The sequence below is a fragment of the Acinetobacter beijerinckii CIP 110307 genome (assembly GCF_000369005.1).
Classification (GTDB): domain Bacteria; phylum Pseudomonadota; class Gammaproteobacteria; order Pseudomonadales; family Moraxellaceae; genus Acinetobacter; species Acinetobacter beijerinckii.
This window is the reverse complement of sequence record NZ_KB849764.1, coordinates 375,828-392,118: the sequence shown is the minus strand read 5'-3', so window position 1 is coordinate 392,118 and position 16,291 is coordinate 375,828. Positions and strand designations below refer to the sequence as shown.

Genomic DNA, 16,291 nt, shown 5'->3' with positions numbered 1-16,291 from the left:
AAAAGCGAGGTAATCATTACCTCGCTTTTTTAATTACCTCATCTAATTTCTTAGATGAGGGTTCTCAAGTGGTAAATCGTTTTCTAAATGCTCATCGAATACATCAGTGAGCATACTGTCATAGCGCTTAGCATTATATTTCAAAAGCTGTTGTGCTTCATCTGTAGTAATAAAATCTGTTGAAACCGCATCAGCAATATGCTCTTCAAAAGTCAGTCCTTTAAACTTATCTTTTGATTCAGCTTTTTTGAACTTATCCCAAAGTGGCTGCACACTGAGTAACATTTGGAATGTTGATTCCATGCGCCCCATGACATCAGTTTCATCAGTGGTGTAATAGACATGTTTTTTCAATTCTGCTCTGAAAGAGTTTTCTTGCAGCAGCAATTGAGCAACCTGTTGTTTAAGCTCATCCGAAGGTTTAGCAATTGGACGACCAAATGGGAAACAAATCAATTTCACTAAGCTAGAAGCAATTTTCATCGGGAAGTTTTCATAGAATCCAAAAAATGCTTCTTGTGCATTATATAACGCCTTGCCCAATGCTAATTCAGCATGCTTTTGATCAGCCTCAGTTCTTTGACCATTTTCATAGTATTTAAGAATTGCAGTCGCGATAAATAAATGAGAATGGATGTCAGCCAAACGTCCAGACAACATCTCTTTTCGTTTGAGATCACCCGCTAATATTCCCAACGCCATATCAGCTGTAAGGGCGAAATCGGCGCTCATACGATTTATGGTTGCATAGTATGGTCTAGAAAAATCATCAGACTGAACTGAACCATCGCTATTCCCTCCAGTGAGACCAAAAGCGACAGCTTTAGCACCACGGTTGAAGGTATAGGCAAGATGTTTAAATAACAATGAATTAAATTGTTTTAATGCATAAGCCTTATCTTCAGATTGCAGTAATTGCAATTCCTCAAATAGATAAGGATGACAACGCATTGAACCTTGACCAAAAATCATCAAAGAACGTGTGAGAATATTTGCGCCTTCTACGGTGATTGCAACTGGAATAGATTGATAGGTCAGAGCAAGGAAGTTACGTGGACCAAGTTGAATTGCTCGTCCTCCAACCACATCCATACCATGATTAATTACCTTTCTCATAGTCTCCGTAGCATAATATTTTGCCATTGCAGTCATCACTGCTGGTGTACCACCTTGATTTAGACCACAAGTCACCATATATCGGAATGACTCAAGCATATAAGCATCGCTGGCAATATCACTGGTCGCTTCTTGCACACCTTCAAAATGCCCAACAGACACTTTAAATTGCTGCCTTACACTTGCAAATGCACCAACTAAAAGATAACTCATTTCACCGGCAGCAGTTGCTAATGCTGGTAGCGAAATACCACGACCTACGCCTAAGCATTCCATCAACATACGCCAGCCTTTACCCGCATTTTGCTGACCACCAATAATCCAGTCGATAGGAATAAAAATATCAGTTCCTTCGACAGTTCCATTCATAAATGGAGCACCTGGATTATGACGTGCGCCAATCTTAATGCCTTCATGACTAGAAGGAATCAATGCACAGGTAATGCCATATTCATTTTTGGTTTTATCACCTAACAATCCATCAGGATCATACAGTTTAAACGCTAAACCAATCACTGTTGCAATCGGAGCAAGCGTAATCCAACGCTTTGAAAAGTTCATTTTTAAACCAAGAACTTCTTGTCCTTGATAAGAACCATAACAAACCACACCTGTATCAGGAATCGCGCCTGCATCAGAGCCAGCTTCTGGGCTGGTTAATCCAAAACAAGGGACTTCTGTACCATTAGCTAAGCCCGGTAAGTAACGTTGTTTTTGAGCACTCGTTCCGTAATGAAGTAATAATTCACCTGGCCCAAGTGAGTTTGGAACCATACAACTTACCGCAGCAGTTAAAGAACGTGAAGCAATTTTGCTCATGATACGACTTTGGGCAAAAGCTGAAAATTCCTTACCCCCAAATGATTTAGGAATAATGAGACCTAAAAAACCTTTATCTTTGATAAATTGCCAGACTTCAGGTGGGAGATCTTTGTCATGATGATGAATTTTCCATTCATCAAGCATAGCGCAAAGCTGCTGAACTTCATTATCAATGAAAGATTGTTCTTCTGAGGAAAGCTTAGGATAAGGATATTGATCGAATTTCTCCCAATCAGGTGCCCCCATAAATAATTCTTTTTCCCACCAACTGGTACCCGCCTCCAAGGCTTCACGCTCAGTGGTGCTCATGCTAGGCATTGCTTTGGAAAGAATATTAAATGCAGGTTTACTTATTAAAGCTTCTCTGAGCGCTGGAATAAGCAATACCACACTCATTAATATGATAGGTATACCAATCAATAAACTCCATGGTGTTATCAAAATGCCACAGAGAACAGCGATTCCAATAGAAACAATACTACCGATTGTTCGATTTAGTTCGAAATAAAATACAGCCCATAACACAACAAACTGAATCAACAAGCTAAGCAATATCAATAATAGAGTCATGGTTACTCCTTTGCCTTCAACTTGAATTGAGAAAAATTAGATATTTGTAATTAACTTTATGATTTAACTTAGTATCTAATAAGTGAATAAAGAGTGAAATTTGATTGTACCGATAGTTTTTTTATTTTCTTGATAAACTACTAAAACATTACACAATGCTATAAAGAAAAAACTTAGAAAGATTCAATATTAAAAACATATTTTAATTTTAATTTAAATATCAAAATTTTATAAGAACAATGGTATCTTTAACTTTTACTAAAGATTCAAAAAAACTCACAAAACCACTTTATCACTATTTATAGTTTTTCAGCTCATGGAAAATCTACCAAATGATTTAGTGGCATATATTAACTATGTTTTAAGTACTCTCGCCTCTGCAATATTATGCTGTTCAACCAAAGTTCGAAGCGTATATTCATGATTCGTTTTCTGATCACAAACAAATTCACATTTTTGATCTAAAGGTAAAGCACTACCTCCTAATAATGGACAAGCCCCAAATAATTCAGCAACCCAATCAACAAATACTCTAACTTTGAGAGATAAATGTCGATTTTGTAAATATACTGCTGAAATCGGCATAGGAGCAGGCGTCCATTGTGGTAAAACCTCTTTTAATACACCTGATTCTAAATGATTAGTCAGCATATAGCGTGGACCTTGAATAATACCAAATCCTTGTAATGCCAAATCAATGTAAGCGTCACCATCATTTACAGATACATGACCATTAACACTGACACTTTTGATTAAATCATCAACAACAAAGTCCCAGTCAAAGTTGCGTCCTGTACGACTAGAAAAGAAATGAATCGCTTGATGATTCTTTTGTAAATCTTCAATGCTATTTGGCTCACCATTTTTTTCTAAATAACATGGTGATGCTGCTGTCGCACATTGGAACGTGCCAATACGGCGTGCAATCAAGCTGGAGTCCTGTAATTCCCCAACACGTATAGCACAATCAACAGCATCACCGACCAAATCTACAGGGCGATCATTCAACCCTATTACCAAATCAATATCAGGGTAACGTGCATGAAATTCACGCAGTCTTGGAATCAGAACTAAACGTCCAATTGATACAGGAACATCAATACGCAAACGCCCCCGAGGACCACGTTCTTCATTGTGAAATGAAGATTCAATATCCTCAACGTCGGCTAAAATTCTTGCGGTACGATCATAATAAACCGCACCATCAGGTGTAAGGCTCAGTTTACGTGTAGTTCGATTGAGTAAACGAACTTGAAGATGTTTTTCTAAAGCTTGAATCGTGGTCGTGACCGATGCACGTGGTAGTCCAAGGCTATCAGCAGCCAAACTAAAGCTGTTGGTTTCAACCACTTTATTAAAGACTTTCATTGCATGAAATAGATCCACTCAACCACTCCTAATCAATGCATAAAGGAACTTTACAAATCAATTATTATAAAAATACGAATAGTGTTATCAAATTTAATGTATTTATTCGTAATTGACAAACTTTTATGCTCCTTTCATTCCATAAACCTGTTTCTCCCATACAGACCACAACAAAAAGTCTGAAAACAGGGATTCAAATAGTCAGGAGCATCCCATGTCAATTTCTCGCAAACAGCTAACGCTGTCTGCCGTCATCGTTGCTATTTTTGCAACGGGCGGCAGTTTTATTCTCTTCCAAGAAAATGCAGATGCCAAAGCCACCTCAACAGCAAACGCACCGCCAGCTGCAACCGTGGATGTTGCAAATGTTATCAGCCAAACCATTACCGACTGGCAAGAATATTCCGGACGTCTGGAAGCCATTGATCAAGTCGATGTTCGACCCCAAGTTTCAGGAAAACTGATTGGCGTTCACTTCAAAGATGGTAGCTTGGTCAACAAAGGGGATTTATTATTCACCATTGACCCGCGTCCTTTTGAAGCAGAGCTGAATCGTGCCAAAGCGCAACTGGCTTCTGCGGAAGCACAAGTCACTTACTCTTCAGCAAATTTGGGTCGTAACCAGCGCTTAATCCAAAGTAATGCGATTGCCCATCAAGAACTTGATCAAGCGGAAAATGAAGCGCGTTCAGCCAATGCTAACCTGCAAGCAGCCAAAGCCGCAGTCGAAACCGCCCGTTTAAATCTGGAATACACCCGTATTACCGCACCTGTCAGTGGACGTATTTCCCGTGCCGAAGTCACAGTCGGTAACGTGGTTTCAGCAGGCAATGGCGCCCAAGTCCTCACTAGTTTGGTTTCGGTGTCACGTCTGTATGCTTCTTTCGATGTTGATGAACAAACTTATCTAAAATACATCAGCAATCAACGGAATTCAGCCCAAGTTCCTGTCTATTTAGGTCTTGCCAATGAATCTGGTTTTAGCCGTGAAGGTTTTATCAGTTCGATCGATAATAATTTAAATACCACCTCAGGCACCATTCGTGTTCGCGCCACATTTGATAATCCCAAAGGCATGATGCTCCCTGGACTGTATGCCCGCATTCGTCTTGGCGGCGGACAACCTCGCGCAGCCATTCTGATTAGCCCAACTGCGATTGGTGTCGATCAGGACAAACGTTTTGTGGTGGTGGTTGATGTGAAAAATCAAACTGCATACCGTGAAGTAAAACTCGGCGCACAACAAGATGGTCTGCAAATCATCAATAGTGGTCTGCAAGTGGGTGATCGTATCGTGGTGAATGGCTTACAACGTATTCGTCCGGGCGATCCTGTGAGTCCACATCTGGTCTCTATGCCGAATCCTCAAATCATCACTGATAACACAGCACAACAACCTCAGCCTACAGAAAAAACCCCAACTTCGGCAAAAGGTTAATCCTCATGAATATTTCTAAATTTTTTATTGATCGTCCGATCTTTGCTGGGGTACTGTCCGTCCTGATTCTACTTGCGGGTCTACTCTCTCTTTTCCAATTGCCCATTTCTGAATATCCAGAAGTGGTACCACCCTCTGTCGTGGTCCGTGCCCAATATCCGGGTGCCAACCCTAAAGTGATCGCTGAAACCGTTGCTTCTCCGTTGGAGGAATCCATCAACGGCGTTGAGAACATGCTGTATATGCAGTCTCAGGCCAACAGCGATGGCAACCTGACCATTACCGTGAATTTCAAACTCGGGATTGATCCAGACAAAGCGCAGCAACTGGTCCAGAATCGGGTTTCTCAAGCTTTGCCTCGCTTGCCAGAAGATGTACAACGTCTCGGTGTGACCACGCTAAAAAGTTCACCAACCTTGACTATGGTGGTGCATCTGACCTCACCGGATAATCGCTATGACATGACCTACTTGCGTAACTATGCCGTACTCAATGTCAAAGACCGTCTGGCACGTTTACAAGGTGTGGGTGAAGTTGGTCTATTTGGTTCAGGCGATTACGCCATGCGCGTGTGGTTAGACCCACAAAAAGTGGCGCAACGGAACCTCACTGCGACTGAAATCGTCAATGCGATTCGTGAACAGAATATTCAGGTGGCTGCAGGAACAATTGGTGCAGCGCCGAACAATTCACCCTTACAGCTCTCGGTGAATGCACAAGGTCGTTTAAGTACCGAACAGGAATTTTCCGATATTGTTTTAAAAACGGCTGCGGATGGTGCAGTAACGCGTTTGGGTGATGTCGCGCGTGTTGAACTAGCCGCTTCACAATATGGTTTACGTTCATTGCTGGACAATAAACAGGCGGTGGCGATTCCAATTTTCCAAGCACCGGGTGCCAATGCCTTACAGGTCTCTGACCAAGTGCGTAGCACCATGGCGGAACTGTCCAAAGATTTTCCATCTTCAATTAAATACGACATCGTTTACGACCCGACCCAATTCGTACGCTCAAGTATCAAAGCGGTGATTCATACCCTGCTTGAAGCGATTGCACTGGTGGTTGTGGTGGTGATCCTGTTCTTACAAACATGGCGTGCTTCAATTATTCCGTTACTGGCAGTGCCTGTTTCCATCATTGGTACCTTCGCCTTGATGCTGGCCTTTGGTTATTCCATCAATGCCCTGTCACTGTTCGGGATGGTGCTCGCCATCGGGATTGTGGTCGATGATGCCATCGTGGTGGTCGAGAACGTCGAAAGGAATATTGAAGCAGGACTCAGTCCAAGGGATGCCACCTACCGTGCCATGCGTGAAGTCAGTGGACCGATCATTGCCATTGCCTTGACCTTGGTTGCCGTGTTCGTCCCGCTGGCCTTTATGACAGGCCTAACAGGGCAATTCTATAAACAATTTGCCATGACCATTGCCATCTCCACCGTGATTTCAGCCTTCAACTCACTCACCTTGTCTCCTGCGTTGGCTGCCATGTTGCTGAAAGGTCATGATGCCAAACCTGACTTCCTGACCCGTGTGATGAACCGTGTTTTTGGACGCTTCTTTGCCCTGTTTAACCGCGTATTCTCACGCGCATCGGATCAATATGGTCGTGGCGTCAGTCGGGTGATTTCCCATAAAGCCTCAGCGATGGGTGTGTATGCAGCCCTGCTTGGCCTGACCATCGGGATTTCGTATATCGTTCCGGGTGGCTTTGTACCCGCACAAGATAAGCAGTACCTGATCAGCTTTGCCCAGTTACCGAATGGCGCCTCACTAGATCGAACCGAAACCGTGATTCGTAAAATGAGTGATGCAGCACTGAAACAACCCGGCGTAGAAAGTGCGGTGGCCTTCCCAGGTTTATCCATTAATGGTTTTACCAACAGTTCCAGTGCAGGGATTGTGTTTGTCACTTTAAAACCATTTGCTGAACGTAAAGCAGCTGATCTTTCTGCCAATGCCATTGCAGGTGCTTTGAATCAGAAATACGCCGCGATTCAAGATGCTTATATTGCAGTATTTCCACCACCACCGGTGATGGGTCTCGGCACCATGGGCGGCTTTAAACTACAGCTGGAAGATCGCGGTGCTTTAGGCTATGCCGAATTGAATAACGCAGCGCAATCCTTTATGAAGGCAGCACAATCTGCACCTGAATTGGGGCCCATGTTCTCCAGTTATCAAATCAATGTACCGCAATTAAATGTTGATCTGGATCGGGTCAAAGCCAAACAGCAAGGCGTTGCCGTGACCGATGTATTTAGCACCATGCAGATTTATCTCGGTTCACAATATGTGAATGACTTTAACCGCTTTGGTCGTGTTTATCAGGTACGTGCTCAAGCCGATGCACCGTTCCGTGCCAATCCTGAAGATATTTTACAGCTTAAAACCCGTAACAATGCTGGGCAAATGGTGCCGCTGTCTTCTCTGGTCAATGTCACTCAAACCTATGGCCCAGAAATGGTGGTGCGCTATAACGGCTATACCGCAGCGGATATTAATGGTGGTCCTGCACCAGGTTATTCATCTAGCCAAGCTGAAGCAGCAGTTGAACGGATTGCCGCTGAAACCTTACCGCGTGGGGTGAAATTTGAATGGACCGATCTTACCTATCAAAAGATCTTGGCAGGTAATGCCGGATTGTGGGTGTTCCCGATCAGTGTGCTGTTGGTGTTCTTGGTTTTGGCTGCTCAATATGAAAGCCTGACCTTGCCATTGGCCGTGATCCTGATTGTCCCAATGGGTATCTTGGCTGCACTAACAGGCGTTTGGCTCACAGGCGGTGATAACAATATCTTTACCCAAATCGGCTTGATGGTACTGGTCGGGCTGGCCTGTAAGAATGCCATCTTGATCGTGGAATTTGCCAGAGAACTGGAAATGCAAGGCGCGACCGCATTCAATGCTGCAGTTGAAGCCAGTCGATTACGTTTACGTCCGATCCTGATGACTTCAATCGCCTTCATTATGGGTGTAGTTCCACTGGTCACATCAACAGGTGCTGGTGCTGAAATGCGTCATGCCATGGGCGTTGCGGTGTTCTTTGGTATGATTGGGGTAACCTTCTTTGGTTTGTTCCTGACTCCTGCCTTCTATGTGTTGATTCGTACCCTGAATAGCAAACATAAACTGCATTCGGCAGCTGTGCATGAAGCACCACTGCACAGTTCACACGATCATTAATAAAAAGAGAGCGTGTTATGTTTCCCTCACCGAGTAGCTCACGAGGAATAGGCTGCTCGGTGAGGCTTGACTATATTAGAGATACAATACCGAATCAGAATTTAACTGGCTTTTTTCTTGGTTTCGGCCTCAGCAAAGCCAAGTAAGTAATCGTTCAGATCACAATATGCTAAGCGAGATCGCATTTCAAAAGTCGTCCACGGCCATAAAGTACTATTACGTCCATTACGGTCGATAAAGTAGCTGCTGCACCCACCGGTATTCCAGACCGTATTTTTTAATGCCGCTTGGATTTCATCATTGTATTGTTCCAATACTTCAGCACGAATTTCAACGGTTTCAATCTGCTGCGCCTGTACTTTTTTCAGCATGTCCAAGATATACGTCAATTGTGCTTCAATGATAATCAGTGCCGATGAACTGACCGCAATATTAGGGCCAAACATGACAAAGGCATTTGGGCAGCCTTCGACCACTGTACCCAAATAACCCTTGGCACTGCCTTGCCATACTTCGTCCATGCTTTTGCCATGTTTATTACGGATTTGTTTGGCAATCGGTGGATTGCTGACTTCAAAGCCTGTGCCAAAAATAATCGCATCAACCTCATGTTGCGATCCATCACTGGCAATCAAAGTATTGCCACGCACTTCTTCTACCCCACAGCGCAATACCTCTACATTCGGCTTTGCCAATGCTGGATACCATTGATTAGACTGTAATACCCGTTTGCAACCGATGGTAAAGTCAGGCAATAGTTTTTCTCGTAGCTCAGGATCTTTCACCCCTAAACGAATATTCAATTTGGCTAGGCGTTCAATCTGGCTGACCAGTTTTGGATGGTGCATACTGGAATTTAACGATTCAAATACGCCATAAACGCCATAACGCGTTAAACGCTGAGTGACTGGAAGCACTTTAAACAGTGCCTGAGCAAGTTTTGGTAGGCTTTGATCCATTTTTGGCAATACCCATTGTGGGGTACGCTGTAACAAAGTGAGTTTCTCAACTTGGGCTTGAATCTCAGGTACAAATTGAATTGCAGATGCACCTGCACCAACAACGGCAACCTTTTTACCATTTAAGTCAAAATCATGATTCCATTCTGCCGAGTGGAACTGAGCCCCTTTAAATGTCTCTAAACCTTTAATTTTAGGCAATACAGGTTGATGCATTGGCCCACCCGCCATAATCGCAAAACGGGCATGGATAAGGCCTTGATTGGTTTTCACCACCCAATGTTTAGCCTGATCATCCCAAGCACTTTCCAGCATTTCATAGCCAAAGCGCACATACTTTTTCACATCGAATTGCTGCGCAACATTTTGTATATAGGTCTTAATTTCTTGCTGCTGCGCAAACACCCGACTCCATTGTGGATTTGGTGCAAAAGAATAAGAATATAAAGCTGATGGTACATCACAAGCACACCCTGGATAAATGTTGGCACGCCAGACACCGCCAATTTCATCGGCTTTTTCCAAAACCACAAAATCTGTAAAACCTGCTTCTTGTAATTTAATTGCTGCACCAATCCCTGCAAAGCCAGCCCCGATAATCACCACATGAAATTTTTCGATCTTCGCCATGAGTTTTAATCCTTATTTTGTCTGTGCCAATTGGCTTAAACGTTGGCTATATGCTTTGCGATCATTCTGATCCAAACCTTTTAAAATACGGTCATCTCCGATCAGTTTTCGGAATCCAGTATTTAACCAATGCGGCACCAACCCATAGGCTTTCGAGGTATGCGTTAAATAATTCGGTACCGCAATTTCGGCAAGATTATGTTCGATGGCTTGAATAATCGCATTCGCCACATCTTGTGGTTCTACCGTCGGAATCGGCAAACTGTCCCCCGTTCCAGAAGACAACTCAGTCAAGACTTTGGACGGTAACACTGCCGATATGCCAATCGGTGTGTTTCTAAGCTCCTGCTGCATCGATGCAGTTAAACCCACCACAGCAAATTTGGTCGCACAATAAATACTGGCACCGGGAATCGGATATTTACCTGCTAGAGAAGCCACATTAACGATATGTCCCGTTTGTCGCTCCTGCATTTTAGGCAATACCGCTTTCATGCCATGAATCACCCCACGTAAGTTGATATCAATTTGCGCATCGCTGATGGCTTGGCTTTCCTCGACCATCGCTCCCATTGGCATAATCCCAGCGTTATTTATCAAGATATCGATGGGACCCAATTGCTTTTCAATCTGCACAATGAGGTCATGAAATGAGTTCTGTGAACGTACATCCAAATAGCCGCCAAAGCCTTGCACTTTAGTAGCAGCTTGCTGAGCCAACTCTAGATCAATATCGCCAATCGCCACTTTGGCACCAAGTTTTCTAAAGGCAACGGCTGTGGCTAAACCAATCCCTCGCCCACCACCTGTGATCAACACCACTTTATTTAAAAAACTGTATTTTTTTCCCATGCTCAGCTCCTTTAATTAGTCAAAAAATCACCAATACGGAACATAATGTCATTTACGGAATTATGTGTCAATTTTAATTGATTTTGTTTTATCGTATTTCCAATAAAGTTCTGATAAAATTTTTAGCATGAATGATCAAACAACTCTCTCGCGTGCTGAACGCCAACGTATTCAACTACAAGCAGAAATTATTGAAGCTGCTTTTTTGGAATTTTCTGAACGCGGTTATCATCAAACTGCAATCTCTGACATTGCCAAAAGACTCGGTATTGGTCACGGTACTTTCTATCGTCATTTTGAGAATAAAAGAGACATTCTGGATAAAGTCATTGTCGATACCATGTTCAAAATAACGGCTTTATTGGCAGATGAAAATGCGCCGAATGCCGTATCAACTTTAGATGACTATATTGCCCAATGTGAACGAATTTCATTTAAATTTCAGGAATTTGCACGTGAAAATCCACGGACACTTCGTCTCATCTTATTAGAAGCAACCTCAATTGATAAAGAGATGACAGCGCAAGTAAGTAAGCTTTTGCAGGTGGGTGGATTGTTCACGGCGAATTATCTTCAAAACGGAATTGATCGTGGCTATTTAAATAAAAATTTAAATACCGAGATGACTGGACATGCCGTTGTTGGAATCATTATCGCTGGGGCTTTACAATTTTTGTTGGCAAATCAAGAAGCAAAATTTCTAGAACAATATAGCAAAGCTGCAATTCAGCTTATGATATTTGGTGTGTCTAACTAAATACTCTTTGAAGTGATAGCAATACAAGACATATTAAGACAGTATCGATAACAACCTAGATTGATCCTATGTTGCCTTATGTTCTAAATACTCTAATAAATTCGCATTGCACTTGATTAGATAGTGTCTAGTATTGTTAAGCTTTAAGCCACATCCATCCTAAAACAACCACCATACATGCCACAAGAGGATAAACGACCCAAGGATGTGGAATAGTCCAGATCATAATCCCGGCAGCTAGACTCATACTGAACGTCGACATGAATTTTGCTTTTTGGGGAATACGTCTATTTTCTTGCCATTCTTTGATGATTGGGCCGATGAAACGATGATTTAGAAACCATTGACGCAGCTTTTCTGAGCCTCTAGCTGCAAAAAAAACAGCCAATAAAATAAAATCAACGGTCGGTAAACCCGGAATAAAAACTCCAAGAATACCGAGTCCAATGCACAACCAAGCGAGGCAGATAAATAATAATCGCCACCAAACTGAGCGTGCTAATTTGCTTGCTGGCTGTGGCGGTTGTGACAAAATATCTGTTTTCACATCATTATTCATGCGATCAATATTCTCCATCCCTAGCAATGCTCAATGCACTTGTTTATTTCAACTCATCTAACTGGATTAATGCATTTCCAAAATAGCCAAAAGCATCTAAAGCACCTTGCACCACTCGATCCTGTAAAACTGAGTCAAAGTCAGCATCATCCAATGCTTGAACAAAGCGTTTCCAAACCTTAGCGCGTCCCTCTGGATACGCCGCGAGATTACGCGCCGCGAATGTTTCAGAGAAACCTAAACTTTTTTGGGCTTGTTTAAATAAAAAAGCTGCGCCTAAAGTTGACCCTTCTGATACATAAATCCAGCCGAGAGCTTCAGGTAATTTAACCGCTGCACTTTGCAACGGTTGCCCTGCGGGTTGAATACCCAAATCTTGTAAATCTGCAAAAGCTTGCTGAGAGCGACCACGAATACCGAGATCTGGAATTAATCCAGCTACACCTTCTTGTTCAAAAAGATGCTCAATTTCTTGCTGAAAATAATATTGAGACAAAGTGAATTGTGCATATTTTTCTTTGCTTGCAAAGACATCTGCCTGAGCCATTAAGCGATGCATTCGTTCATGTTCTGCTGCCGTTTCTTGCTTTAGACGTTGAGCAACGCTATTGGCGACCATTTGTTCTGTTGCTGCGTTCATTATCATTCTCCTGAATAAAGAATATTGCTCATCGGCTGTCCCGACTGAGGTTAAGTTGCACTGGGAAATCAACGACAATAGCCACTGCTCGGCCATTGACTTTGTAGGGTTTGAATTTGGACTGACGGGCTGCGTTTAGAACGCGCTCATCTAAACTGGCAATACCTGAACTTTGTTTTAATTGGATATCGATAGGCTGTCCGTTTTCATTGATGCGTAAACGTAACTCCACCATACGAGTTTGTTGTCTGAGCTCCCGATCATCGTAGCTAAACTTTCCAAAACTGAGCACATCGACACGACTGACTTGGATAGGTTCATCATGCTGAACTTGGCTTTCAGCTGCTCGACTTAGCTGCTGTTGCGCTGCGGGTGTTTTTACACCACTCGGGCGTGATTGATTTTCTTCAGATTGCGCTTTATGCATTTGCTGATTTTCATTCACCGCAGTAGCAGTAGCAGTAGCAGTAGCAGTAGCAGTAGCAGTAGCAGTAGCAGTAGATTGTTGATCAGTCTGTGTCTGTTGTTTAAACGCTTTACTTTCTAATGACTGAACGGCAACAGTTTGTGCTGATTGAGATGCGACGGCGTGATCTTTTTTATTCGGCTGTTTCTTTTGCACCGTATTTGTTGCATTTTGACTGGTGAATATCTTTTGCTCTATGCTCTCAGCACTTTGTTGTGTAGCAGGAAGTTCAGATTCTTTTTGTAAGTGTTGCTTGGGTGGCTGAGCAATAGCATGCTGAGCCATTGTATGAAGAGATGGATTTTCTGATTGGGCTAAAGACACAAAGCGTATCTTGAGTGCATTTACTTTCGGTGAAGCGGTCAAAGTATAAGGTTCAATAAAATGACTTAGAAACCATAATCCTATTAGATGCATCACAATGACCAGCAATACAATGATCGACTTATGATAGGAATGTGCCAAAACCAAAACAGATGGTGGTTTTGAGGTCAATTCATAAGCTGGATACTGGAGCTTTGATTTCATCGTCATCCCCCTAAAAACGATGCTCAAGCTTCAAGCTAACATTATGTTTCTCATAAGAATACAACCAATCCACATTGCTACTGTTTTGGTTATAACGATAAGTAAGGTTTGGCGTCACACCATAAAATTTAAATCGAGGCATCTGTACAACAAAGGTATAATTTTGTTCAAAATCATGACGACGGGCTTCTAGACTTTCAGCATAGCGATCAAACTGCCGCCAGCGATACGAAGTGAATAAAGTGGTATTCAACCCAACATTCCAAGACTTCCTCAACCCTAAACGGACCCCTTGTTGTTGATAGGCCGCCATATATTTTTCTTGAGTGTCATGATCAAGCACGTCTAGTCCACTAAATAATGTCCATTGCTTGGGTAGAATCTTCCAAAACGTGAACATCGCTGAGCTTTCTTTACCATCTAATGTTTTATATTTTTGGTAGTCCAGATCTTTGATTTCAGCTTCGAGTTTGAATGCTTTGTCTGCGGCAATAAATCGCATCCATTCAGCACGTACACCCCATGCATTATATAAACCGTCATTTGCATAACGTTTATGTTCAAACAATGGTGCAATGCTGATCTGATTTTTTAAATCGAAAAAACTATAGCCTGCATTAATATTTAAGGTGGATTCGTTATAGTCAGCATGATCATCATAAGATTGTCCATAAGCTAACCCACGTAAGGAAACCCCATGATTGCCGTAGAGAGAAAAGCGTTTCATTAAACTGGTTTCATAGTCCATACCTGTTGCTGATGCTGCTTTAGGGCTGCCACGGGTAATTTCTTGAATGGGAGTCGCATTGCCCTTATCGTCAATGCCAAATAACGTCCATGTTTTACTTTGTTCAGAAGAACTATTCAGATTTGTGGCATAGGATGGACCTATCGCGACACTGCCTTGCCATGAATCCCGCTGATCGAGTGCTTTGACGAACAGATTAACCGTTTGTTCTACTTCTGGCGGTATCACCGCACGATCACTCTGTCCCAGTTTGTTTTGAATTGATGTAAAAAGGCGTGCTGCTTCTTTGTTCTTCTGCTGTTCAAACAGCACGCGCGCTAACTCTAGTTCACAAATCAGATTATTGGGTTGTTTATTGAGACTGCTTTGAAATTTTTGCTCGGCTAATTTGAGTTGCCCCTGAGCACGTGCCAATGCCCCTTCGGCAAAATCAGTTAAAGCCTGATCATAGTCTTGATATTGCTGATAATGCTTTAAATAAACCGCAGCATTGCCCCATTGTTTTTGCATGACTGCCAAATACAGAGCTTTTGCCAAATCATCCTGATTTTTCTCTACCGCAAAAATTTGGCCATTGATAAGAATACTGGGTAGTTTCTCGGTATCACGAATTGTGCCTTGTTGTTGTAGTTGATGCTGTTGTTGTAATAAATTTTGATCTAAGCTTTGATTCAGGCGCAGTTGAGTATCATCATCTGCATAGAGTGATGAAGCAGCCAATAAAGTCAGACAGCACAGCAATGTTCTTTTCATAAAAACCGTAAAACACAAAATAAAATCATCAAGTCTTAAACAAGAAAAAGGAATCTACAGTTGTAGATTCCTTTCGCTATAATTAGTTCTTCGCACCGCCAAATGCAGTGTTATAAGAAACATTGTCAAATTTTGCGATACCCGCTAAAGCAGCCGCATTTGCACCAAAGAAATGTCCTTGAACAATACCTGAGTCATTTAAGCCAGCCGTACCATTTGCTACTGCAAATCCGCTAAACGCAGCTGAACCTGGATTAAAGGTCACACCATCAAGCGTTACGTTTGAAACGGTTGTACCTGTTCCAGCTAATGAACCTTCCAAAGTACCTGCACCAAAGTTTGCAGTGAAACTACCACTCAACAGATTGCTTGCTGATCCGTTAATCCCTGCAACGGTATACGTCGCAATCCCAGCAGTGGGTACTGTGGTATTGGTATTGTCACCCGCGTAATAAACCGTATGGCTTGCGCTTGCAGGTGTATCACCCGCTTTCCACCATTCACCAAAATAAACTTCTTGTGTGCCGACTTGACCAAAATTAAAATTACCTAAAGCACTGTGTGAAGGCGGCATTGCCGATACTGGAATATGGGAGATATTAAATGTCTTGGCACCTACAGTGACATTCGTATTACTTGTGCCTTGCGCAGAAAATGCTTGCGCTAAACCTTTGAGTGAACTAAAGCCAGTAAAAGCGTTATATGGTGCACCTGCCGCCTGCACAGAAACTGCAGCCGCACCACCCGGATGACTAGCACTTGCTGCCGCACCGACTTTGATATTTGCTTCGTTACTCGAAGCACCTTCAATACCTGCATGAGCAAATACAGCAGAACATGCAACAAGACCGATGAACAGTTGAGAGATTTTCATTTATTGTTACTCCATTTTTCTAAAGC

12 protein-coding genes are annotated in these 16,291 nt (G+C 42.6%); 3 read left to right on the top strand and 9 right to left on the bottom strand.

Annotation, left to right across the window (positions count from 1 at the left end; translation table 11 throughout):
• Positions 1 to 42: 42 nt before the first annotated feature.
• A complete protein-coding gene (locus tag F933_RS03455; RefSeq protein WP_005058532.1) occupies positions 43 to 2,508 on the bottom strand; it encodes an acyl-CoA dehydrogenase in 2,466 nt (821 codons plus the stop codon).
• Positions 2,509 to 2,862: 354 nt separating this feature from the next.
• The gene (locus F933_RS03450) at positions 2,863 to 3,894 is read right to left on the bottom strand and encodes a LysR family transcriptional regulator (protein WP_005058530.1); all 1,032 of its coding nucleotides are present in this window, start codon (positions 3,892 to 3,894) and stop codon (positions 2,863 to 2,865) included.
• Between the two features lie 196 nt (positions 3,895 to 4,090).
• Between F933_RS03450 and F933_RS03445 the strand changes: the two genes are divergently transcribed.
• On the top strand, positions 4,091 to 5,314 hold the full coding sequence (locus F933_RS03445) for an efflux RND transporter periplasmic adaptor subunit (RefSeq protein WP_005058529.1): 1,224 nt from the start codon (positions 4,091 to 4,093) through the stop codon (positions 5,312 to 5,314).
• Positions 5,315 to 5,319: 5 nt separating this feature from the next.
• A complete protein-coding gene (gene adeG / locus F933_RS03440; RefSeq protein WP_005058526.1) occupies positions 5,320 to 8,499 on the top strand; it encodes a multidrug efflux RND transporter permease subunit AdeG in 3,180 nt (1,059 codons plus the stop codon).
• Between the two features lie 101 nt (positions 8,500 to 8,600).
• On the opposite strand, the gene F933_RS03435 is transcribed toward adeG, so the two are convergent.
• The gene (locus F933_RS03435) at positions 8,601 to 10,088 is read right to left on the bottom strand and encodes a flavin-containing monooxygenase (RefSeq protein WP_005058525.1); all 1,488 of its coding nucleotides are present in this window, start codon (positions 10,086 to 10,088) and stop codon (positions 8,601 to 8,603) included.
• Positions 10,089 to 10,100: 12 nt separating this feature from the next.
• On the bottom strand, positions 10,101 to 10,940 hold the full coding sequence (locus F933_RS03430) for an SDR family oxidoreductase (RefSeq protein WP_005058523.1): 840 nt from the start codon (positions 10,938 to 10,940) through the stop codon (positions 10,101 to 10,103).
• 127 nt (positions 10,941 to 11,067) lie between these two features.
• On the opposite strand from F933_RS03430, the gene F933_RS03425 reads away from it, so the two are divergent.
• Positions 11,068 to 11,697, top strand: a complete 630-nt coding sequence (locus tag F933_RS03425; RefSeq protein WP_005058521.1) for a TetR/AcrR family transcriptional regulator — start codon at positions 11,068 to 11,070, stop codon at positions 11,695 to 11,697.
• 136 nt (positions 11,698 to 11,833) lie between these two features.
• Here the strand turns inward: F933_RS03425 and F933_RS03420 are convergent, their stop codons facing one another.
• From F933_RS03420 to F933_RS03400, 5 genes are all read right to left on the bottom strand, one after another.
• Positions 11,834 to 12,274 (bottom strand): YbaN family protein, encoded by a 441-nt coding sequence (locus F933_RS03420; protein ID WP_005058518.1) that lies wholly within the window; start codon positions 12,272 to 12,274, stop codon positions 11,834 to 11,836.
• A 25-nt stretch (positions 12,275 to 12,299) separates the two neighbouring features.
• Complete coding sequence (locus F933_RS03415; RefSeq protein ID WP_171065932.1) at positions 12,300 to 12,899, bottom strand: biliverdin-producing heme oxygenase; 600 nt, start codon at positions 12,897 to 12,899, stop codon at positions 12,300 to 12,302.
• A gap of 25 nt (positions 12,900 to 12,924) precedes the next feature.
• Positions 12,925 to 13,890, bottom strand: coding sequence for an energy transducer TonB (locus tag F933_RS03410; protein ID WP_005058516.1), 966 nt, complete (start codon positions 13,888 to 13,890; stop codon positions 12,925 to 12,927).
• Between the two features lie 10 nt (positions 13,891 to 13,900).
• Positions 13,901 to 15,391, bottom strand: a complete 1,491-nt coding sequence (hsmA, locus tag F933_RS03405) for a hemophilin secretion modulator (RefSeq protein WP_005058515.1) — start codon at positions 15,389 to 15,391, stop codon at positions 13,901 to 13,903.
• A gap of 82 nt (positions 15,392 to 15,473) precedes the next feature.
• The gene (locus F933_RS03400; RefSeq protein WP_005058513.1) at positions 15,474 to 16,265 is read right to left on the bottom strand and encodes a Slam-dependent surface lipoprotein; all 792 of its coding nucleotides are present in this window, start codon (positions 16,263 to 16,265) and stop codon (positions 15,474 to 15,476) included.
• Between the last annotated feature and the right edge of the window lie 26 nt (positions 16,266 to 16,291).